Raw genomic sequence first — 20,908 nt, forward strand, 5'->3', positions numbered from 1 at the left:
GCATCATTGAATCGTTTGCTTGCGATATTCGCTCGGCGTGAAGCCGGTGAACTTTTTGAACATCCGGTTGAATGAATTGATATTTTGGTAGCCCGCGATTTGGGCCGCGTCTTGAATTCGGATGTCGGGGCGCAGCAGCAGCTTTTTCGCTTCCTCGATCCGGACCAAATTGACGTAGTCGACGAAGTATTCGCCCGTCTTCTCCTTGAAGTAGCGGGACAGGTAGCTGCGTGAGATGTTCAATTTGTCCGCGAGCACGTCGAGCGTGATGTCCTTGTCGAAGTTTTTGGCGATGTAGTCGTATACGAACGCAATCGTCGGATCCTGCTTGTCTTTTTCCGAACCGACCAGCAGGCAGGCCTCGCGGATCAAATCGCATATCGACGCTTCCAAGCGATCGAAGTTGCGGCTGTCGGACAGCGTCTCGATCGCTTTGCGTACGGGCGCCGGATCGATCTGGCGCTGACGAAGGATCTTGAGCGTTCGGCTTGCGATCGAATCTGCGAACTGCCGGACGAGCGCCGCGCTCGGCGCGCGCTTCTTGAGCTTCCCGATCGCGCGCCGGGCGAGCTCCTGCGCGAGCGCCTCGTTGCCATGGTACAAATGCGTCTCGAGCTCCTCCTCCTGCCCGGGGGACCAGGCGCCGGGTTCCTCGCCGGACGGCGGCTCGAGGACGATCTGCGTTTGTTCGCCGAATCTTCTGGCGCGGAGCAGGTCCAGCCCGCTCCGGTAAGCCTCATTCCAATCTTGCGCGCCGCCGGTTGCCGCGATCGTGAGGTATACGTATTCCTGCTCGGCCTGCAGCACGTGTTCGATGCGAGCGAGCGTGCGCGCGATCTCGGGGTCGTCGTGATTTGCGAACACGATCGACAGAATCTGGTCCTTCTCCATCTGGAGCGTGACCGAATCCGGATAGAGCTCGGTAACGATCCGGTTGACGTATTCGCGGATGAAGGAAGCCGCGCGTTCTTCGTCCACCTCGATTTGGCGCAGGTTCGGCTTGAAGTATAGCTGGAACAGGAGCAGCGAATAGGGACGATCCGGCGCCGCGATCGGCAAATGCGCGCCGTGCTGATGCCGGATTTTTTTGAGCGCATTGGAGTACGCATAGTAGCGCAGCAGCGATTCTTTTTGCGACATGTCTGCATGGATGTCTCGGCTCGTTTTCAGCACCTCGCCGATCTTGTCCTGAATGATATTGAACTCCTTGATCCCGCTCTGCCAGCGAATCGGCGCGTTCCATTTATGGATGCTCTCGATCATGCGCTTGACGGGCAGGTTAATGCGCAGGCTGAACAAGAGAGACGCGATCAGGCTGATGGCGACCGTCAGCGCGAGCAGCGCGAGAAACGTATAATTCCAGCGAATCTGGCCGGATATCGTCGTATCGGGCACTTCGAGCACGTAGGTGAGGCCGTTTGCGCCTTTTTCATAGAAATAATAGGCGCCCTTGTCGATCAGATGCCCCGAATCGCCGCGCATGTCTGGCAGCGTCTTCAATTCGTCTGTCACCGTCGCGTAAAGCGTCCGACCCTGATCGTTTAAAATAAAAAAACGGTCGTCCGTCATCTGCCGCAAACCTGCATAAGCTGCATCGGCGCGAACCATCGCGATCATGTAAAAATCGGACATCCGATCGTTGCGGACGACGATCGGAATGAGCCTGCGTTCGTCCGCGCGTGCGGAGCCGCTTACTTCGGCGAAGGCGGCGGCAGGCAGCACCTCGAACGTGCCAGGGCGATCGAATTGTTCGATCCAAAAGGACGAACCGTATGCCGTGCTGTTGTAGTAACGTTCGAACATGGTGCCGATGTCCGCGCCACGGCTCTGCTCTAGCGCGAATCCGGTCTTTTTGTGCATCAGGATCAAATTGTCCAGATAGAGCAGCCGGTTCGATAGCAGGACCTGCAGCTTTTGCATCGTCGATACCGCGCGCACGTAGTCCACGGATGCGGCGCCGGCGTCCTGCAGCTCGAGCGAGAACGTCAGGACCGAGCTTTGGATCAAAGCAAAAAGCTTGTCGTAATCCTCGGTCGTTTTTTGCAAGCCAAGCGTGTTGTACTTGATGATCTCGTCTTTGATGCCGCTTCGGTAATTGAAAACGGAATAAAAGATAAATGTGACCAATAGTGCAATAATGATGAAGAAGCTAAGCAGCAGCCGAATGAACAAGGACGACGTAAAGTCCTTGAGCCTTAGCTTGAACGGCGCGGCGGTGGAGGCGTTCGTGTTCGGCATGAGGGCTTCACCCGCTCCCTTTATGTAGGTTGTCGAAGCAAAACGGATATGCCTTCATTAAACCACGAACGGGCACGCCGGGGGTATCACCATATTTTTAACTTGTTCACGATTTGTGCGCGAATGCTATACTTTCGGTAGTCGATCGAAAGGGAGAGAAATGCAAGTTGAAGCACAAGAAAGCGATGATCCTCGACGTCGGCGGCGTGCTCGCCACCAACTATACCCCGCGATTTTGGGAGGGCCTCTCGGACGATTACGATGTGCCATATGATGCTTTAATGCAGTTCCGCAAAGACGTAAGAGCGGATTTATGGACAGGCGCGATCGCCGAGACGGAATTTTGGGAACGAATGTCCGGGCGTTTCCAAGCGATCGACGGGGCTGATGCTAGGGAGAGGCTGGTCTCGGAAATTCGTCCGCTGCCCGCGCTGGAGCGGCTGGCCGGATGGCGGGACCTGGCGAGTCTGAACATCCTCAGCAATCACCGGACCGAATGGATCGCGCCGGTGCTCGCGCGACTGTATCCGCTGGCGGATCATGTGATCGTCTCTGCGGAGGTTGGTTTCCGCAAGCCGGAGCCGGAAATTTACGGTCTGATGGATGCGAGGCTCGGAGGTTTCGCGGACATTCTGTATGTCGACGATGCCAAAAGCAATCTGCCCCAGGGCGCCGCGCTCGGCTGGCATACGCTGCTTGCGGACGAAGGCGGCGCCTGGATCGCGCAAGCGGAGCGGTGGCTGAACGCGTAATCCGTAAAATTAAGGCAGAAGTATGGCAAGCGCGTGGACGGTCCGTGAACTTGTGTTCGCTTCCTTCTTAACCGGCAGATGTTTGCGTTATAATGACATCGTGTACATGCTCAATAAACTAAAGCCGCTCGCGAAAGGCAGGTCTTGACGATGAACGAAGACAAAAAAATACCGGTCGGCGTATCCGCCAGGCACATTCATCTGACGCAGGAGCATGTCCGGATCCTGTTCGGCGAAGGCGCCGAACTCACCGAGATGAAGCCGCTGTCGCAGCCGGGTCAATTCGCCGCGAACGAGACGGTCGCCGTGTACGGCCCGAAAGGCGCTTTTCCGAAGATCCGCATCCTCGGACCGGTCCGCAAGGCGACGCAGCTGGAAGTGTCCCGCACGGACGCCTTCGCCCTCGGTCTGAAGCCGCCGGTGCGCGAATCCGGCCATATCGAAGGGACGCCCGGCATTCGGATCGTCGGTCCGGCCGGCGAAGTGACGATTGACGAAGGCGTCATCGTGGCAGCCAGGCACATTCATTTCCATACGTCGGACGCGGAGCGGCTCGGCGTCGCGGACAAGCAACTTCTTAAAGTCCGGTTGGGCGGAGACCGCGGCCTTGTGTTCGAAAACGTCATCGCGCGCGTATCGCCGTCGTTTAAGCTCGATATGCATATCGACACGGACGAAGGCAACGCCTCGGGCGCCGCGACCGGCGACTTCGCCGAGCTGCTCGAATAGAAGGCTCGCAGACGCGTTTTCCGCCTGACAGGCGGAGGACGCGTTTTTTGCGTCCTCTTGCACGGAAAGGGCGCGATGGACTTTTCATAGATATGGTAAACTGTGTATATTCCTTATCATAGAAAATCAAGAAGCCGAGGTGGAACCGAAGATGTCCGACCGGGACGAGATCGCGGAGCAAAGAAGAAAAAATCTGAAGCTCATCCAGTTCAGCAAGGACGATCAGACGCTCGTCGAATCGGATAAGCCGAAGGAAACGTTCGCCGACGTCGGCGGCCTTGAAGACGTAAAGAAGAAAATTCGGATGAACTTCATCTTGCCGCTGCAGCAGCCGGAGCTGTTCGCGGCCTACGGCAAGGAAGCGGGCGGCAGCCTGCTGCTGTTCGGCCCGCCGGGCTGCGGCAAGACGTTTCTCGCCAGAGCCGTCGCCGGCGAGATCGACGCGAACTTCTTGCATATCGAGCTGCAGGCGATATTGTCCATGTACGCAGGACAGAGCGAGCACAATTTGCACGACATATTCGACAAAGCCAGGCAGAGCAAGCCGTGCGTCGTCTTTATCGACGAGCTCGACGCCATGGGCGGCAGCCGGCACCAGATGAGGCAGCATCACGACCGGATGCTGGTCAACCAGCTGCTGCTTGAACTGGACGGTCTGCAGGCGGAAAACGACAATGTGTTCGTCATCGGCGCGACCAATACGCCCTGGTATCTCGACTCGGCGCTGCGTCGTCCGGGGCGGTTCAATCATCTCGTCTTCGTTCCCCCGCCGGAGGAAACCGAACGGGAGCGCATTTTGGAGCTCAAGCTGTCCGGGAAGCCCGCGGAGGGGCTCCAGCTGGCAAAGATCGCGGCGGAGACGAAGCTGTTCTCGGGCGCCGATCTCGAGCAGGTCGTCAAGGACGCCGTCGAGTCGGCCATGGAGCGTATGCTCGGAACGGGACGCATCGAGCCGATCACGAACGACGATCTTCGGCGTTCGGCCAAGACGCGCAAGGCGACGACGCTGGAATGGTTTTCGACCGCCAAAAATTATGCGACGTTCAGCGACGCCAACGGCGACTATCGAATCGTGCTGGACTACGCGAAAAAGCACGGCATCAAATAAGCGGTCCGGCAGGCGGGGAGGCGGCGCGGGTGGAACAAGCGGCTTGGCAGGCGTCCTTTCGGGCGGCCGAGCAACTGATCGAATGGAAGAGATACAAGGAAGCGCTCGAGGAGACGCAGCGACTGCTCTCGCTCGATCCGGAGGATGCGGATGCGATGGCCCTTGCCGGGCGCGTGTATCTACTCATGGACCGGCACGACGAAGCGCTGCATTGGGCGCAGGAGGCGCTGCGCCGCGATCCGGAGCACCTGTCGGCCTGGTTCGTGCGCGTATCCGCCTATTATGAGAGCGATCGGCTGAAGGCGTTCCAGGAATCGCTGACCGAAGCGCTGCGCCTCGATCCGTACGAGTCTTTCTATTATTATTTGAACGCCAATTATTACAATAAAAAAGGACAATTCCCACAGGCCAAGTCGGAGCTGCTTCGCGCGCTCGAACTGTTGCCTCACAACCCCGTCTACCTCGCTATGCTGAGCTACGTCGAAGCTTTGCTTGGCGACTTCGAGGAGTCGGCGAAGCTCGACGCCCAGGCGATCCGGATCGATGCCGAGACGCCGCATGTGCTCTTGCATCTGGCCTGGGCCGCCCGAACGCGCGGGGACTTTAAGCTCGACGAGACCTATATGAAAAGCGCTGTCCGGCTCAATCCGGAAGATAAGCAGTTTCAGGACGAATATTTAGAAGCGCTTCAGCGTGCGCATCCGATGTACCGGATTTTCGCGGTGCCCGGCAAGTACGTTCGAAGAATGCGCCCTTGGCAAATCTGGGTCGCCTGGATCGTCGCGTGGATATTGTTCAAGCCCTTGCTGCTGCTCTTTATCGTGCTGTACGTGCTCTCGAAGTGGGGAACGAAGGCGCTCGTCCATGTGCGCGTGTTCGGCTGGAGACGAAGGTAAGAGGTGCGTTAAGAGACGGCGGAAGCAGCGCGGAAAAACGGCTGCGAGAGCTTTGAATGGTTAAGATTGCGCTTTCCAGGGTAAATAAGACTAGTCCTTATTCAACCCGGAGGTGTATTCGTATGACGAACAACGGCAGGTTGGACAGGCAAGGGATCGACGTGCAGGAGGAAGGCAAGCAGTGGCAGGCGCACGCGGACAGGGCGAAAGCGAACTTCGAAGCGGTCAAGCAGCAGCGGGCGGTCGGCACCAACAGTCACCCCGACAGGCAAAATCGGATGATCGACACGCGCAATTTGCGCAAATAGATGATAGAACGGCGACCCGGCAGCCCGCGCTGCCGGGTTTTTTCGCGCTTTTAGGCTTCGCAAGGCTCGTTTTTGCCGTCCGAATAGGCTTGGGCCGCTCTCCTTGCTATGCTATAATGGAGAATCGAATGGTCCCATCGCTTTTGAGGGCGCACGACAGGAGGTATCTCTTCGCATGACGAAGGAAGGCCAAGGACGGCAAGCCGCCGGTCCGGCTAAAGATTATGCCAAATACTTCGACTTCTCTGGCGCGAAGGTCATCGCCCAGGAGGAAGGCAAGACGACATATCGCATCAACGGCCGCAACGTTCAAATTTCCTCGCCGCCCGATCTGCGAGAAGGCAAGAAGCGCGGCAAGGAAGAGATCCGGGTGCACTACGATACCGGCATCGGCGAGGATATGAAGACGTTCGGCGCCGGCCGGTATTACTGCATCTTCACGTACGGCAGCCAGATGATCGAGCACGACACGGAGGTCATGCGCGGCCTGTTCGAGGAGATGGGCTACACCGCGACCGAAGACAAGCGGCAGGCCGACGTCATCCTGATCAATACGTGCGCGGTCCGCGAAAATGCCGAGGACAAGGTGTTCGGCGAGCTCGGTCACCTGAAGCGGCTGAAGCTCGAAAAGCCGGATCTTGTGCTCGGCGTATGCGGCTGCATGTCCCAGGAAGTGTCGGTCGTCAACCGCATTTTGGAGAAGCATCCGCATGTCGATCTTATTTTCGGCACGCACAACATCCACCGCCTGCCCGAGCTGCTGAAGGAAGCGCACTACGGCAAGGAGATGGTCGTCGAGGTGTGGTCCAAGGAAGGCGACATCATCGAAAATTTGCCCAAGAAGCGGGAAGGCCTCCGCGCCTGGGTGAACATCATGTACGGCTGCGACAAGTTTTGCACATACTGCATCGTGCCTTACACGCGGGGCAAGGAACGCAGCCGGGTGCCCGAGGACGTCATCGCCGAAGTGCGCGAGCTGGCGCGCCAGGGCTTCAAGGAGATCACCCTGCTCGGCCAGAACGTCAACGCCTACGGCAAAGACTTCGCGGACCGGAACTACCGGTTCGGCGATCTGATGGACGATATCCGCAAGATCGACATCCCGCGCGTCCGGTTCACGACGAGCCATCCGCGCGACTTCGACGACCGTCTGATCGAGGTGCTCGCCAAGGGCGGCAATCTTGTGGAGCACATTCACCTGCCGTTTCAGTCGGGCAGCAGCGAGGTGCTCAAGCGGATGAGCCGCAAGTATACGCGCGAGCAGTTCCTGTCCCTGGTCGGGCGCATTCGCGCCGCGATGCCGAACGCCGTGCTGACGAGCGATATCATCGTCGGCTTCCCGGGCGAGACCGATGAACAATTCGAGGAGACGATCGAGGTCGTTCGCGAGGCCGGCATCTCGATGGCATATACGTTCATCTATTCGCCGCGTGCCGGCACGCCGGCAGCGGAGATGGAGGACAACGTGCCATACGAGGCCAAGCAGCGCAGGCTCGCCCGCCTGAACGAGGTGATCGCGGAGATGAGTCTAGCCAGCAATCTCGAGCTTGCCGGCCAGGTCGTCGAAGTGCTCGTCGAAGGCGAGAGCAAGAACAATGCGAACGTACTGTCCGGACGCACGCGCAGCAACAAGCTCATTCACTTCGAGGGACCGAAGTCCTGGATCGGACAGTTCGCCATGGTGCGCATTACGCAGCCGCAAACCTGGTTCATCCGGGCCGAGGCGATCGGCCTCGCCGAAGAAGCGAGCGAATTGCCGAGAACGGCCGGCGGCGTTTAAACGAATAACAGGCAGATCACATTCGGGAGGAACCCAATTTATGTCTCAGCATTCGCACGATCACGATCACGGCCACGACGGCTGCAGCCACGGCGTGCCCGATCTCGGGCAACCCGAGGACTACGTCATTCCCGAATTCGACAACCGGGAGCTCATTCTGCGCGACGACATCCTCGCCAGGGCCAAGGAGCTCGCGCAGCTGATCACGACGGCCGACGAGGTGCGGACGTACCAGAACGCGGAGCGTCTCATCCAGCGCCACGACAGAGTGCAAGGCTTGATCTCCCAGATCAAAAAGAAGCAAAAGGAGCTTGTCGCGTTCCAGAAAACGTTCAAAAATCCGGCGATGGTCGAAAAGATCGAAGGCGAGATCGCGGTGCTCCAGGACGAGCTCGACGGCATGCCGGTCGTTCAGCAGTTCCAGCAAAGCCAGACGGACGTCAACTACATGCTTCAGTCCGTCGTCAGCATCATCCGCGATACGGTCGCGGAGAAGCTCGACGTCGAAGCGGCGACGCCGCCCGTCGAGGAGCCGGAGACGTGCATCGATTGATCAACGGTAGACAAATCCGTTAAAAATAGCTTCGGGAAGCGCGAGCCTGCCCCGGCAGGATTTTCTCGGCTCACGGCAGGAAGGGCCGCGGCATCAGGCGCGGCCCTTCGGCATATACGGCTTGGGCAAGACGGCGGCGGTATCGGGCGCGCTCCGCTTGGCGCCGCCTTTATGGGCAGCGTGGAAGACGGGGGCCGGACGTGAAAGGCTTTTAAGCCGATCGGGCTTCGAGGCACCGGGAGACGGCCGAGCGCCGGTCCGAGGCGCCGCAGTCGTCGCCTCCTTGCGCGTTCCGGCGCGCGCCGGCGGCCGCTGCGGACCGGCATGCTTGCCGGCGGCGCCTGGCGCACGTCTTGGCGAAGAAGCTGGCTGACGGGAGCCAGGCGCGCCTGCCGAGCGATTTTGACCGTCGGATCGGGCTGCGCCGCTCGAACGGTTCGTGCCGCCGGAGCGGTTGGCGCCGCCGGAACGGCTCGCGTCGCTCGGCCGGCTGGCTTCGCCGTTGCCCGGACCTCCGCCGGCGGACGCCCCGCCTGCCGGTTTGACCACGAGCTCCTTCGCCCGCTGATCGTAGCTGAGCTTGTAGGCAGCCCCGGTCCGGAGCTTGAGCGCGCGAGCGGCATCCGGGTGCAGATTCAGCCCGCCTTCGAATAAATTCGCGGGCGAACGGACGGCAAGGCGCCGGGATTGGCCGCCGTGCCTGATCGTCAGGATATGGTTCCGACCATCGTCCGGCAGGCCGAGCCGGCTGAGCAGCGCATATCCGATAGACAGCCGGCCGGCGCCCAGTTTCGCATCGCTGCCGATCGATGCGGACGCCGCCGACACGGGCGAAGGCCCGATGCGGAGCGATTGACTTTTTTCATCGTAGACGAGCTTGCAGCGCTTGTCGCCGCTCAGCCGCAGCCGTCTCGCCAAAGGGGCGCCGAGCTCGAAGCTGCCGAAAAAGCATTCGCCTCCGCTGCGAAAGCGAACGATCGCTTTTTCGGCATATTTTCCGTTCACAAGCGTGACTTCGGTACCGTCCCCGATTTCCGTCAAGGCATTTTCTTCGCCGTACGCGCAGCCGGACGTCATTTGGACCGTTCGTTCCGGCAGGTCGCTGACGATTAGGTCCAATTTGCTGCTGATCATCGCAACGTTTCACGCTCCCGATTGCAGGGCTTTGCTGCCGCGCGGCAGCCGCATGTCATCACAATATGCCGCTCGGCCGACTGCTGCCTGTACCTTCGTCTAGCGCCCTGTCCGACTGCACGGGCACGAGCCGCTCGGCGTACATTCCAGGGAGGAAGGTGATTACGATTTCGGATTTTTTGCAAATCAAAGGCTTGACCGGAGAACTCAAGGTGTCTCACAAAAAAGGCCCGTTCGGGTTGACCTTGTCGACGCGCGAGCTTGTCGTGCAAAAGCCGCATATGAACTATTACATCTTGTTCGATCATATCGTCAGCATCGTTCCCTGCGAGAGCGTCCGGCTTGATCGCAAGGCGATGAGAGCGGCCCGCACGGCGAGCGGCGAGATCGCCTACGGCTCGATCGCGGCGGGGAGCGCGTATTACGCGGTGTATGCGAAAGAAGTCGTCGTGCATCACCGCGGCGGCATTCATCGCACGGGACCGATGGAATTCAGGCTGCCGATCTACAAGCGGCTGATCGAGGAACTGGCGAGATACGGCGGGCTGACGGTTATTTAATTGCTGCGCCCGCCGCTTTCCGTTGTACCCGATAAAGCGAAAAGATCGCCCTTCCTCCGGGATTGGCCGAAAGAGGGCGATCTTTTGCATGTCGGGGGAGATCGGAAGCGGCCGGCGTCGGCCGTCAGCGCCCCGACAGTCGCTTGAGCGTGACAGCCAGCGCCGGACGCAGCGCGGCGATCAGAATCGCGGCCGCTGCGCCTTTGACGAGATCGCCGGGGAGAAACGGATAGCAGGCGCCGATCAACGCCGCATGCAGCGAGAGATGCGCTTTGTATGCATACCAGGGTACGCCGCCCACATAGGCAAGCGCGATGCCGAACAGGAGGATCGAAGCGACGAGCAGGACGTATGTACGCGTCGTGGCCTTGCGGCCTTGGCGAAATAGACGATCTGCCGTCATCCCGATGAACAGCGCCTGGAACGGGAACATCCATATAAAACCGCCGGTCGGACCGAAAACGGTCGCGAGCCCGCCTCGTCCGTGCAGGAGCGGCAGCCCGGCCGCGGCGAGCAGCACGACCAGCGCGATGCTGGAAAAGCCGAGTCGCGCGCCGAGCAGTCCGCCGGCGAGCATGACGGCCAGCGTCTGGAGCGTGATAGGAACGGCCGTGAAGCCGAGCGGCACCGATACGTAGCTGAAGGCGATGAACAGTGCGGCGAACAGCGCGGTAAACACCGTTTTGCCGATCCAGACGGATGGGGCGGGTTGCCGGATGACAGTCGTGTCGGCTTCGCGGCCGGCGTCGCTCGATGCGGATGACGATCGATTTGGTAAAGACATTGTCAATTCTCCTCTCAAATGTTAACCTAGAATCACATTGGTGGTTAACAATTGGAATTCTAGCATGGGAATACCGGTTTGGGAAGAGGGAATTCGGCAATGACGGAAACGATAGATTCGGAAGCCGTTAAATTGTCCGGCAGCTTGCCGCTTGTCCTCAAAGGGATGTCTGTCCGCCGAGAGGAGGCAGCCGGCGAGGCGACGGGGCATGCCGCGGCGCTGCTGGATCGGATCGACCTGACGCTGTCGCCGGGCGAATGGCTGTATGTCGTCGGGACGAACGGCAGCGGCAAGTCGACGCTGGGGAAAATCGTCGCGGGTCTCGGCATTCCCGGGGAGCTGCGCGCCGAGCGTTGGGAGCGCGGCTTCGCGGGGAACGCTCCGGCGCCTTATGTCATGCAGCAGCCGGATGCACAGCTCTTCGCGACGACGCCCAGGGAAGAGATCGTATTCGCACTCGAATGGCTCGGCGTGAGCGGCGCCGCCATCCATCGTCTGGCGAACGAGGCGCTGGACGAAGTCGGTCTTGCGGCGGCTGCAGACTTGCCGTGGAGCGAGCTGTCCGGCGGACAGCGGCAGCTGGCGGCCGTCGCGGCTGCGGCGGCGGGGCATGCGCCGCTGCTCGTTCTGGACGAGGCGACCTCGATGCTCGACGGCGAGTCGCAATCGCTCGCGCGGAAGCTGGCACAGAGGAGACAGCGCGAAGGCGCGGCGGTCGTCTGGATCACGCAGCGAATCGAGGAGCTTGAGCAAGACCCCGAACGCCGGGTTGTTGCGCTTGCCGCCGGGCGGCTCATTTACGACGGCAAGGCGCATGCGTTTTTGTACGGCGAAGCGCAAGGCAAGGCTGGCGCGTCCGTGCCTCCCTGTTTACTGGCGGGGCTTCGGCTGCCGTTCCGCGCCGAGCTTGAGCGGGAGGTCGAGCAACGTCGTCGTTTGGCCGGTCGCGTACGGGCTGCCGGATCGCCGCACGAATTCGAGCGGCCGACGAATTTGGCGGCCCAAGCGGAGGGGCCTGCAACACCGTCCGAGACGCCTTCCGAGACGCCTTCCGAGGCGCCGTCCTATGCGCAGCAAGCGCTGCGCATTGAGGGCCTCCGGCTGCGCGCCGACGATCACGGCGACCTGCCCGGGGGCAGGCCGCTGACGCTGGTCCCCGGCCGCATCGTCGTCCTTCTCGGTCCGAATGGCTCAGGCAAGACGCATCTGCTTGAGCTCGCGGCGGGCTTGCGCGAGGCTAAGGACATTCGGACTTTTTTTGAGGACATGCCGTCGCTGAGGCCTGTCGCCGAGAATAAAGCCGCGCGCCGCCTTCGAATGCTCGCTTACAGCTACGCCGGACAGTCGCCCGAGGATCAATTGTTCGCGCGCACGGTCGAAGAAGAGCTCGACTATGTGATCCGGCCTTATCATTTGGACAAGGAGGCGCGCGGAGAGAGGAAGGGCGACGCGCTGCAAGCGGTCGGCTTCGGAACGGCGTGGCTCGATCGGGATCCGTTTGCCATGAGCGGCGGGGAGCGGCGCCGGACGGCGCTCGCCTGCGCGCTCGCGGCGCCGGCGTCATGGCTGCTGCTGGACGAGCCGACGGCAGGACTCGATGCCCAAGGCTGCGATCGTCTGGCGCGAAGCCTTAAGGAGGAAAGATATAAGGGACGCGGCATTTTGCTCGTATCCCACGATCCCGACTGGGCGATGCCGCTCGCGGATGAACTCCTGCTGCTCGGTGAGGACGGCGAGCTTCGGCACTGCAGCCGGCCCGCGCTTCTGGAGCATCCCGAGTGGTGGGTGGAGGCCGGGCTTCGCCTGCCGCCATCGTATGAAGCGGCTCGGGAAGCGTGGCGTCTTGGACTTGCGGAACGGCAGTGCTGGAGGCCGGCAGACGTTGCTGCGTTTAACCGAGGACGAGGACCGGACAGCGCTGGCGATGCAGCTGCGATTAATAGGGGAGACGGGCGAATCGCCGGCGCCGCCGTCGCGATCGGGACAGCGGACGGCGCGCCGCCAAAGGAGCGAAAACTTCCGAAGGCCGTCGCTCGGCGCAATCGGCTGTCCGCCTTCGATCCGAGAGCGATATGGCTCGGATATGTGGCTTTGTCGCTGTCCATGTTCGCGGCGCCCGGGTGGAGCGGGTTGGCGGCGTCGGCCGCGCTGACGGCGGCGGTCGTCGGGCTCGCCCGGCTGCCGCTGGGCGAATATAAAGGACCGCTGTTCGCGTTCGCGCTGTTCGCGTTCACATCCGCCGCCTTATCCGGCTTGACGGGGAGCAGCGGTGAGAGCGGCGCCTGGTGGCATGCCGCGGACAGTCTCGCGACGTTTAGATCGTTCGCGAAAACGTGGCTCGTGCTCGCGATCGGAATCGCGCTGCCGGCCGCCATTCCGCCGCTTCGCCTGCGGCGCGCGCTCACGCAAGCGCTGCCGCGAAAGGGCGGCGCGGGACGGCGGTCGCAGCGTCTCGTCCTAACCGTGACGCTGCTCCTGCGATTTGTCCCGCAGCTGCTCGCGGAGTGGAACCGTTTTGCGCGCATCGCTTTGGCGCGCGGCAAGGACATCGGGCGTTCGCCGGCTGCGGCGCTGCGCAAGCTGCGCAGCACGGCCGTGCCGTTTATGCTGGCACTGTTCCGGATGGGAGAGACGGTGACGCTGGCGCTCGAGAGCCGCGGGATCGGACGGCGAGACGCGCCGACCGAAGCGGAGCGTCTGCGCTGGCAAACGCGCGACAGCATACTGCTGGCTGTGATCGCGCTTGCGTGCGCGGCCTTGATGCTATCAAGCCGTTTTTTTACCTAGCTCCTGTATTTAAGCAAGGGATCGGATGTGTCCGGAGAAAAGCCTGCACTTTTGCGCGATAGGCGGAAGCGACGCACGGCCCAAGCTCATGTGAAACGGCGATTAAGCCGCCCGCTCCGGCTTCGTGCCGAGCTGCGCAACGACGGCGGCGACGGTCGCGATCGCGGCGCCGAACGCGAATCCCGCCTTCAGTCCGCCGCCGGCGTTCAGCCACCCGGCGAGATAAGGGCCGGCAAACATGCCGATGGCGTAGACGGATTGGTAAAAGCCCATCGCCGTCGCGCGTTCGGAAGGGCGAATGTCCTTAATCGCGAGTCCGAGCAGAAGCGGCAAGTACAAGCCTTGCGCCACGCCGTTGACCGCCTGCGTGGCCAGCAGGCCGGCATAGCCGCCGCTGAACGGAATGAGCGCCGTGCAGACCGCGGCCAGCAAGAAGCCGCATACGAGCACGCGCCGCGTGCCGAAGCGAGGGGCGATATAGCGGCCTGTCCACAGGGAGACGAGCGCGTGCGGCACCATGAAGGCGACGACGAGGCCGGTAAGCCCGTTTTTGCCTGCGCCGTACGCGACGGCTTGCAGCGGCGTAAAGCCGAACATCGTAATGAACAGGACGCAATGGGCAAGCAAGGACAGCAACGAAACGATCTGCAGCTGCCGCGCGTCCCGAAGAAGCGCCAGCGTCCCTCTTTTGCCGGCGTTCTCCTCAACAGACGCGGCCTTCGAGTCAACCGCAGCCGCCGAGCGCGGTTCGCGGACGAAGACGACAAGCGCGCCGCCGGCGGCGGCAATGGCGATGCCGGCCAAGAAAGCGGCGTTCCAGTCGCCGGATCCGGCCAGATAGCCGCTCAACGTCATACCGCCGAGTTGTCCGACTACAGTCAGGAAGCTCAGGGTGCTCATCGCCTTCCCCGACTGCGACGGCGGATAATACGAGGCGTACAGCACGGTGAACGGCACCCAGGTCGATGCGCAGATGCCGGCCACCAGCCTGCCGGACAGAGGTCCGAGTGAGCCTCCTACATACATAAACAGCGCGCAGCTGAGCAGTCCGGCGGCCATGCCGACGAAAAGAAAAGGCTTGCGTCTGCTGAGGCGGTCCGAATACAGGCCAAGCGGGAAGCGAATGAGCACCTGCGTTAGTCCGTAGCTGCCGACGATAAGCCCGATCGTGCCGAGCGGCAGGCCGCGATCCTCAAGGAAAGGCGTCAGAATCGGGACGTAAATGTACATTGTCGCCCAGTAGAGCAGCGTAGCGGCAGCAAAAACGACATGGTCTCTGGCAGTAATGGCGCGTGGACTGGCGGCAGCTGTTCGCTCCGTCAATAACGGCATGTTCAACATATAGCCTCCATTCATAAACCGGTTCTTCTACTTTAACCGAGCTGACCGGCGAGGGGAAGACCGGATATGCGACGTTATCGTTGTTTGCGGCGCCCCCGTTTCGACCGCCCCAACGCGTATTAGGGGCTATCGTCCCGATTCGATGCTCCTCCCGGCCCCGCGAACCGATGACGAATCCGGTGACCGCCGTAACTGCCGACATGACGGAGGATGGCGCTATACTTTTTCCGTCAGGCATAAGAGGAGGGATCGGATGACCGCGTCGTACGACGTTATCATCGTAGGAGCGAGGATCGCCGGGGCTACGCTGGCCTGGGAGCTGTCAAGGCTGGGGCTGCGGACGCTGCTGCTCGATCGCGCCGAATTTCCGAGCGACACGTTGTCCACGCACAACGTTTATGCGAACACGCTGTCCAGGTTCAGGGAGATGGGCATACTGGACGACTTGCTCGCCACGGGAACCCCGCTCTACAATCGCGCGCACATCAACTTTGAGGGCGCCGTGATCGACGGACGCTTCCCCGCGGTGGACGGCATCGACGGCTGTCTGTGCGTAAAGCGCAAATACATCGACGATATTTTGTTCCGGCATGCGCAAGCTCAAACGGGCGTGACGGCGATGAGCGGATTTCGCGCGACCTCGCTCATCCGCGGCGATGACGGCGCGGTGACAGGCGTGACCGGCGTCACGAAGGAAGGGCGGGTGATGTCGTTCGCAGCCTCGCTCGTCGTGGGCGCCGACGGGCGCCGGTCGTCCGTCAGGCAGTGGACGGGCGCCGAGCGGCGAATCGCCGTGCCGACCGACTATGCTTCGTATGTCGCGTATGTGGACGGCTACGATCAGGGCGATGAACGATTCGTGGAGTTTTACAAGCAGGGCGACAAACTGGCGATCGCTTTTCCGACGAGCGATGCGCAATACGTCCTCGGGTTCATGTTCCCGCTGACCGACGCCGATCGCATCGAGCGGCTGCGCCATGAGACCGAGCAGGGCCTGCGGGCGCTCGCCGAAGAAGGCTTGTCCGCGACGGACTTCCCGGCGCGGCTGCGAGGCGCGACGTTCGCGGGGCGCATACGCGCGCTGCTCGGCTACGACAACGATTGGCATCAGGGCATGGGCAAAGGCTGGGCGCTCGTCGGCGACGCCTTCTCGTTCAAAGACCCGGCCATCGGCCAGGGGATGCACGACGCCGTATTCGGCGCAGGGCTGCTGGCGCGGACGCTGTCGGACTACCGGCCTGCGCAGTGGTCCGGCGCATGGGAAGAGATGGCCGCCCGGTACGAGGAAGGAATGAAGGCTAAGCTGATGAGCCGCTTCGAGATCGGCTGTCAGATGACACGAAACGCGCCTCTTCCGCCGGAGCTGCTCGGCGCTTATCGTTTGATCGGCTCGGACGAACAGGCGACGCGCACCTTTCTCGGCATGTACAACTACACTTTCGAGCCCGGGGATATCGACCGCGAGGCGGGACGATTGTTCGCAGCGCTACAATTGCCGAGCGCATAGTCTTCAGCTTATCCTATACAGCACACCGGACAGCCTTCGGGCTGTCTTTTATATTCCTTTTGCGAATACGTAGGAATAAAGGCGCATACGGCGAATGTATAGCGTCGGACCTTAATCGCGCTCGACATCGAAGGAAGTGTACAGAAGATGAGTTGCCGACAATGCATGGCAGGGGAGCCCGTGTATGAAATACGGCTTGCCGACCCCGCGAACGAAGCGCTGGCCGGCGATATCGCCGGATTTTTGGAACGACGGAGCGCTTCGAATCCAGGCCAAACGGACATCATCGCGCTTCGCGAATCCGCGGTGGCCGATTTTTACGATTTTTGCCTCGATCATATGAGCACGGCTTCCATGGATTACCGTGTGAACGACGGGGAGTGGAAGCCGATCGAGATGCTGCCGGAAGAGCTGCGGGAACGGTGGGTGGAGGGCATCATCGCCGAAGAGCGCGTCGTGCCGTATGCGCAGCCGATCATGACGGGAAACGGCGAAGTCTACGGTTACGAGGTGCTGGCGCGTTTCAGGGCGGACGACGGCTGGCTGATGCCGCCGGCCGAGGTGTTCGCCGCGGCGAAGCGGCGCAACCGGCTGTATGCGCTCGATCGCATGTGCCGCTTGGCCGCCGTGCGGAGCGCCGTACATTTGCGGGGCAAAGTGTTCATTAACTTCATTCCGACGTCGATTTATTCCCCTCAAAATTGTCTGCGGACGACCATTGCCCTGACGCGAGAACTGGGTATGGAAGCCTCAAGGTTCGTGTTCGAGGTCGTAGAGAGCGAGCAGGTCGCGGATATCGACCATTTGAAGTCGATTCTGGCCTATTACACCGCACAGGGCTTCAGCTATGCGCTGGACGACGTAGGCGAGGGCTTCAGTACGCCGGAACTGCTGAGCGAGATCAAGCCGCATTATATGAAGCTGGACCGCGGCTATGCGGACGGCGTGAGCGGCGATCCTGACCGGCAGCGAATGGCCGGCGAGCTGCTAAGAGCAGCCCGGCAAGTCGGAGCCGTGCCGCTGGCGGAAGGCATCGAGCGCGAGGAGGATTACCGCTGGCTCCGAACGCTGGGGTATCGTCTGTTTCAAGGCTACTTGTGGGGCAAGCCGGAGCCGATAAAGCCTGCCGATCGCTAACTGGCCGCTAACCGGCTGCAATTTTTCAATACGCCATACGTCAAAAAAAGAAGGAGGGCACCCGGTCGGGAGCCCTCCTTCTTCGGTTGGAGCGACTATTCGGCGATCGTAAGCAGGGCTGCCGGTTGATCCAGCTTGCCGGCGGCAACGATGCGGTCCTTCATGTCCTTGATGCGATCAAACGCCGGCGCCATGAAGACGTTCGCCTTGACGCGTTCGCCCGGAGCGATGACGACGATGTCCGAACCGTCGCCGACTACCGCATAATCCTCGATAATGGCGCCTTCTCCGATGATCGCGCGGTTGATCTTCGCATGCTTGCCGATCTTCGCATGAGGCATGACGACGCTGTCGCGGATGTGGCTGCTCGCGCCGATCTGGCTGCCGATCGAGACGACGGATCGGTCGATCTCGCCGCGCGCCGCCACGCCCTGATGAATCAGGGAGCCGCGGATTTGCGCGTGGACGCCCGACGAGAAATGGACGACCGAAGACAGGGCGGAGGCGTTCATCGGCCACTCCGGCGTGCCGACGTGAACGGCGCCGTCGAGCAGATCCATGTTGGCTTCCCACAGGCTGTCGATCGTGCCCACGTCGCGCCAGTAGCCGCCGAACTTGTAGGCATAGAGCGAATCGCCGTCCGCAAGCATCTGCGGAATGACGTCCTTGCCGAAGTCGTGCGAGGAAGCGGGATCTGCAGCATCCTGCATCAGCAGGCGGCGCAGCTCGCTCCAGCGGAATACGTAGACGCCCATCGAGGCAAGGTTGCTCTTCGGCGCCGCAGGCTTCTCGGCGAAGTCGACGATGCGGCCTTGTTCGTCCGTACTCATGATGCCGAACCGGCTCGCTTCCTCCCAGGCGACGTTTTTCACGACGATCGTCGCGCTCGCGCCGCTCTTGCGGTGTGCGGCGAGGAGGGGGGCGTAGTCCATTTGGTAAATATGGTCGCCGGAGAGGATCAGGACGTCCTCGGGCTCGTGGCTGTCGATATAATCTATATTTTGATAGATGGCGTCGGCCGTGCCTATGTAGCCTTCGCCGCCGAGACGATCGGCCGGCAGCAAGGTTTGGCCGCGCTGCACGCGCGGTCCGGCGCTCCATAGTTTAGCTTCGCTCAAATATTGGTGGATGGATTCGGCACGGTACTGAGTGACGATGCCGATATTATCGATGAAGGAGTTTAAGCAGTTGCTGATCGGAAAATCGATGATGCGTTGTTTTCCACCGAAAGGTACGGCCGGTTTGGCCCATTGCTGCGTTAACGGATGCAGCCGCTTGCCTTCCCCTCCGGCTAATAGCATGGCTAACACGTTATGCTTGCTCATCCTCTGCTCTTCCTCCTTGAAATGACTGCCAGATCAATCATAGATAGTTATTAACCAACGCTTATATAACTTGAAACTCGAACTTTTTTTTCAATTGTGAACAAAATGTGTCCGAAAAAAGGGATGTCCGCATCATCGATGCAAACATCCCTTGGTTCAAATTATACGATCGAACGGCTTAAGATCCGGTACCCGAGCGGCTCCAGGCCGATGCGCATCAGTCCGTCCTCCGGCTTGACCGGCTCGCCGCTCAGCGCGTCGATCCAGTCGTCGGTTTGCATCGGATGCGCGATGACCGTCTCCTCTTCCGCATTGTTCATCCAAACGGTAAAATGATTCGCGGCGTCGATCCGTTCGTAGACGAGGGAGCTGTCGCCGGATTCGGCCTTCAGGAAACGGAAGCGCCCCGAACGGAGCACCTGGTTCGATTTGCGCAGATCGATCAACAGCCTGTAAAAGTCGAACAACTCGCGGTCCTGCCGGTCGTAGTCCCACTCCATGCATTTGCGGCAGTCGGGGTCTCCGTCTCCGGCAAGTCCGACTTCGTCGCCGTAGAAGATGCAGGGCGTTCCGATAAACGTTAATAAAAACACGATCGCCAGCTTCAGTCTCCGCTTATCCGAACCCATCATCGTCAAGATGCGCGGCGTGTCGTGGCTGCTCAGCATGTTGAAGACGACCTCGTTCGTCTGCTGCGGGTAACGCATCAGCACGTTGTTGATCTTGCTCGCAAAGTCGCCGGCATCGGCGTCGCCCGGACTGAAAAATTCGTTGACGCGGTCCGCGAACGGATAGTTCATGACCGAATCGAACTGGTCGCCGAGCAGCCACCGCAGCGAGTCCGACCATACCTCGCCGATGATGTACGCATCCGGGTTGACGCTTTTGACCGTTCGACGGAAGTCCCGCCAGAACGTATGGTCGATCTCGTTGGCGACGTCGAGGCGCCAGCCGTCGATGCCCACTTCCTTCAGCCAGTATTCGGCGACGCCGAGCAAGTAGTTTTTGACCTCGGGGTTCGCGGTATTGAGCTTGGGCATCTGGGCAAAAAAGCCGAACGTATCGTAATTTGGATTGCCTTCCTCGATGCGGATCGGAAAATCGTAAATGTGATACCAATTTTTAAATTTCGATTTCTCGCCGTGTTTGACGACGTCCTTGAACGGCGGAAAGTCCACGCTCGTATGGTTAAAGACGGCATCGAGCACGATGCGGATGCCGTTCTGATGCGCGACGTCGACCAGCCTTTTGAGCGTCTTCGCGTCACCGAAATGCGGGTCTACTTTCCGATAATCGACCGTATCGTATTTATGATTGCTGGGCGCTTCGAACACCGGCGTCAAATAGACGGCGGTCACACCGAGCTCAGTCAAGTAATCGATCCGGTCGATAATGCCCTGAAGATCGCCTCCGAAGAAGCTCTCGCGTGTCGGCTTGCCGCCCCAGGGGAGCACCCCTTGGGGATCGTTGGACGGATCGCCGTTGGCGAAGCGGTCGGGCATGATCTGGTAGAAGACGGCCGACTTCGTCCATTCGGGCGGCGTGAAGATATCGATCTCGTGAATGAACGGCATCTCGTAATAGCCGCCGGGAGGGTAGGGTTCCTCTTCGAAAATGCCGGATTCGACCATCCATACCCGTTCGTCGCCGGATTCCATCCGAAAGCTGTACGAGAACCGTTTGCGCTCGGGCTTGACCTCGCATTCCCAGTAATCGAACAGGCGGTCGCTGGCGATTTTCTCCATGCGGCATTCGTGATGGTGACGCTCCCAATCGTATTTGTCTCCGGTAACGGCAACGACGCCGTCGACATCGTCTTTTTTGGTCCTCACTCGCAGATGGAACGTGTCCTTGTCGTAGGAATAAGCCCAGTTGCTGCGCGGGGAATGGTAGAAGCATTCAAGCTGCATGTCGCGCACCTTCTTTGGCTAGGTTGTGGAAAGAATCGTCTGGGCTTATCGTTGCTTCG

General features: G+C 60.7%; 17 protein-coding genes. 11 read left to right on the forward strand and 6 right to left on the reverse strand.

From position 1 onward, the window contains the following. Positions 1 to 3: 3 nt before the first annotated feature. Positions 4 to 2,238 (reverse strand): helix-turn-helix domain-containing protein, encoded by a 2,235-nt coding sequence (locus tag KVT38_RS15345; protein WP_217594600.1) that lies wholly within the window; start codon positions 2,236 to 2,238, stop codon positions 4 to 6. Positions 2,239 to 2,405: 167 nt separating this feature from the next. On the opposite strand from KVT38_RS15345, the gene KVT38_RS15350 reads away from it, so the two are divergent. From KVT38_RS15350 to KVT38_RS15380, 7 genes are all read left to right on the forward strand, one after another. After that, a complete protein-coding gene (locus KVT38_RS15350; protein ID WP_217594601.1) occupies positions 2,406 to 2,990 on the forward strand; it encodes an HAD-IA family hydrolase in 585 nt (194 codons plus the stop codon). Between the two features lie 150 nt (positions 2,991 to 3,140). After that, the gene (gene pduL, locus KVT38_RS15355) at positions 3,141 to 3,719 is read left to right on the forward strand and encodes a phosphate propanoyltransferase (protein WP_217594602.1); all 579 of its coding nucleotides are present in this window, start codon (positions 3,141 to 3,143) and stop codon (positions 3,717 to 3,719) included. 151 nt (positions 3,720 to 3,870) lie between these two features. After that, positions 3,871 to 4,827, forward strand: coding sequence for an ATP-binding protein (locus tag KVT38_RS15360; protein ID WP_217594603.1), 957 nt, complete (start codon positions 3,871 to 3,873; stop codon positions 4,825 to 4,827). 29 nt (positions 4,828 to 4,856) lie between these two features. After that, on the forward strand, positions 4,857 to 5,723 hold the full coding sequence (locus KVT38_RS15365) for a tetratricopeptide repeat protein (RefSeq protein WP_368859105.1): 867 nt from the start codon (positions 4,857 to 4,859) through the stop codon (positions 5,721 to 5,723). A gap of 122 nt (positions 5,724 to 5,845) precedes the next feature. Then, on the forward strand, positions 5,846 to 6,031 hold the full coding sequence (locus KVT38_RS15370) for a hypothetical protein (RefSeq protein WP_217594605.1): 186 nt from the start codon (positions 5,846 to 5,848) through the stop codon (positions 6,029 to 6,031). 175 nt (positions 6,032 to 6,206) lie between these two features. Then, the gene (miaB, locus tag KVT38_RS15375) at positions 6,207 to 7,811 is read left to right on the forward strand and encodes a tRNA (N6-isopentenyl adenosine(37)-C2)-methylthiotransferase MiaB (protein WP_217594606.1); all 1,605 of its coding nucleotides are present in this window, start codon (positions 6,207 to 6,209) and stop codon (positions 7,809 to 7,811) included. A gap of 40 nt (positions 7,812 to 7,851) precedes the next feature. Beyond that, a complete protein-coding gene (locus KVT38_RS15380; RefSeq protein WP_217594607.1) occupies positions 7,852 to 8,364 on the forward strand; it encodes a YlbF/YmcA family competence regulator in 513 nt (170 codons plus the stop codon). A gap of 93 nt (positions 8,365 to 8,457) precedes the next feature. Here the strand turns inward: KVT38_RS15380 and KVT38_RS15385 are convergent, their stop codons facing one another. Then, a complete protein-coding gene (locus tag KVT38_RS15385; protein WP_217594608.1) occupies positions 8,458 to 9,498 on the reverse strand; it encodes a hypothetical protein in 1,041 nt (346 codons plus the stop codon). Between the two features lie 212 nt (positions 9,499 to 9,710). Between KVT38_RS15385 and KVT38_RS15390 the strand changes: the two genes are divergently transcribed. Next, positions 9,711 to 10,058 (forward strand): hypothetical protein, encoded by a 348-nt coding sequence (locus KVT38_RS15390; protein WP_217594609.1) that lies wholly within the window; start codon positions 9,711 to 9,713, stop codon positions 10,056 to 10,058. Positions 10,059 to 10,182: 124 nt separating this feature from the next. Here KVT38_RS15390 and KVT38_RS15395 read toward each other — a convergent pair whose 3' ends face one another. Beyond that, a complete protein-coding gene (locus KVT38_RS15395) occupies positions 10,183 to 10,842 on the reverse strand; it encodes a biotin transporter BioY (protein WP_217594610.1) in 660 nt (219 codons plus the stop codon). Between the two features lie 99 nt (positions 10,843 to 10,941). Between KVT38_RS15395 and KVT38_RS15400 the strand changes: the two genes are divergently transcribed. Continuing rightward, positions 10,942 to 13,629: an ATP-binding cassette domain-containing protein gene (locus tag KVT38_RS15400; protein ID WP_217594611.1), complete on the forward strand. Its 2,688-nt coding sequence runs from the start codon at positions 10,942 to 10,944 to the stop codon at positions 13,627 to 13,629. Positions 13,630 to 13,731: 102 nt separating this feature from the next. Here the strand turns inward: KVT38_RS15400 and KVT38_RS15405 are convergent, their stop codons facing one another. After that, positions 13,732 to 14,961: an MFS transporter gene (locus KVT38_RS15405; protein ID WP_217594612.1), complete on the reverse strand. Its 1,230-nt coding sequence runs from the start codon at positions 14,959 to 14,961 to the stop codon at positions 13,732 to 13,734. A gap of 262 nt (positions 14,962 to 15,223) precedes the next feature. Here KVT38_RS15405 and KVT38_RS15410 point away from each other — a divergent pair, with 262 nt between their 5' ends. Both KVT38_RS15410 and KVT38_RS15415 read left to right on the forward strand, forming a co-directional pair. Further along, complete coding sequence (locus KVT38_RS15410) at positions 15,224 to 16,477, forward strand: NAD(P)/FAD-dependent oxidoreductase (protein ID WP_217594613.1); 1,254 nt, start codon at positions 15,224 to 15,226, stop codon at positions 16,475 to 16,477. A 147-nt stretch (positions 16,478 to 16,624) separates the two neighbouring features. Next, the gene (locus KVT38_RS15415; protein ID WP_217594614.1) at positions 16,625 to 17,614 is read left to right on the forward strand and encodes an EAL domain-containing protein; all 990 of its coding nucleotides are present in this window, start codon (positions 16,625 to 16,627) and stop codon (positions 17,612 to 17,614) included. Positions 17,615 to 17,709: 95 nt separating this feature from the next. On the opposite strand, the gene KVT38_RS15420 is transcribed toward KVT38_RS15415, so the two are convergent. Then, positions 17,710 to 18,939: a sugar phosphate nucleotidyltransferase gene (locus tag KVT38_RS15420; protein WP_217594615.1), complete on the reverse strand. Its 1,230-nt coding sequence runs from the start codon at positions 18,937 to 18,939 to the stop codon at positions 17,710 to 17,712. A 161-nt stretch (positions 18,940 to 19,100) separates the two neighbouring features. Further along, the gene (locus KVT38_RS15425; RefSeq protein WP_217594616.1) at positions 19,101 to 20,849 is read right to left on the reverse strand and encodes an alpha-glycosidase; all 1,749 of its coding nucleotides are present in this window, start codon (positions 20,847 to 20,849) and stop codon (positions 19,101 to 19,103) included. Positions 20,850 to 20,908: the final 59 nt, after the last annotated feature.

Origin of the sequence: Cohnella sp. GbtcB17, from assembly GCF_019091135.1 — a bacterium.
Classification (GTDB): domain Bacteria; phylum Bacillota; class Bacilli; order Paenibacillales; family Paenibacillaceae; genus Cohnella.

Excerpts from the sequence above, each read along its gene's own strand:
- KVT38_RS15345 (WP_217594600.1), bottom strand. The coding sequence starts at position 2,238 with ATGCCGAACACGAACGCCTCCACCGCCGCGCCGTTCAAGCTAAGGCTC.
- pduL (WP_217594602.1), top strand. The coding sequence starts at position 3,141 with ATGAACGAAGACAAAAAAATACCGGTCGGCGTATCCGCCAGGCACATT.
- KVT38_RS15360 (WP_217594603.1), top strand. The coding sequence starts at position 3,871 with ATGTCCGACCGGGACGAGATCGCGGAGCAAAGAAGAAAAAATCTGAAG.
- KVT38_RS15370 (WP_217594605.1), top strand. The coding sequence starts at position 5,846 with ATGACGAACAACGGCAGGTTGGACAGGCAAGGGATCGACGTGCAGGAG.
- miaB (WP_217594606.1), top strand. The coding sequence starts at position 6,207 with ATGACGAAGGAAGGCCAAGGACGGCAAGCCGCCGGTCCGGCTAAAGAT.
- KVT38_RS15380 (WP_217594607.1), top strand. The coding sequence starts at position 7,852 with ATGTCTCAGCATTCGCACGATCACGATCACGGCCACGACGGCTGCAGC.
- KVT38_RS15385 (WP_217594608.1), bottom strand. The coding sequence starts at position 9,498 with ATGATCAGCAGCAAATTGGACCTAATCGTCAGCGACCTGCCGGAACGA.
- KVT38_RS15395 (WP_217594610.1), bottom strand. The coding sequence starts at position 10,842 with ATGTCTTTACCAAATCGATCGTCATCCGCATCGAGCGACGCCGGCCGC.
- KVT38_RS15400 (WP_217594611.1), top strand. The coding sequence starts at position 10,942 with ATGACGGAAACGATAGATTCGGAAGCCGTTAAATTGTCCGGCAGCTTG.
- KVT38_RS15405 (WP_217594612.1), bottom strand. The coding sequence starts at position 14,961 with ATGCCGTTATTGACGGAGCGAACAGCTGCCGCCAGTCCACGCGCCATT.
- KVT38_RS15410 (WP_217594613.1), top strand. The coding sequence starts at position 15,224 with ATGACCGCGTCGTACGACGTTATCATCGTAGGAGCGAGGATCGCCGGG.
- KVT38_RS15415 (WP_217594614.1), top strand. The coding sequence starts at position 16,625 with ATGAGTTGCCGACAATGCATGGCAGGGGAGCCCGTGTATGAAATACGG.
- KVT38_RS15420 (WP_217594615.1), bottom strand. The coding sequence starts at position 18,939 with ATGAGCAAGCATAACGTGTTAGCCATGCTATTAGCCGGAGGGGAAGGC.
- KVT38_RS15425 (WP_217594616.1), bottom strand. The coding sequence starts at position 20,849 with ATGCAGCTTGAATGCTTCTACCATTCCCCGCGCAGCAACTGGGCTTAT.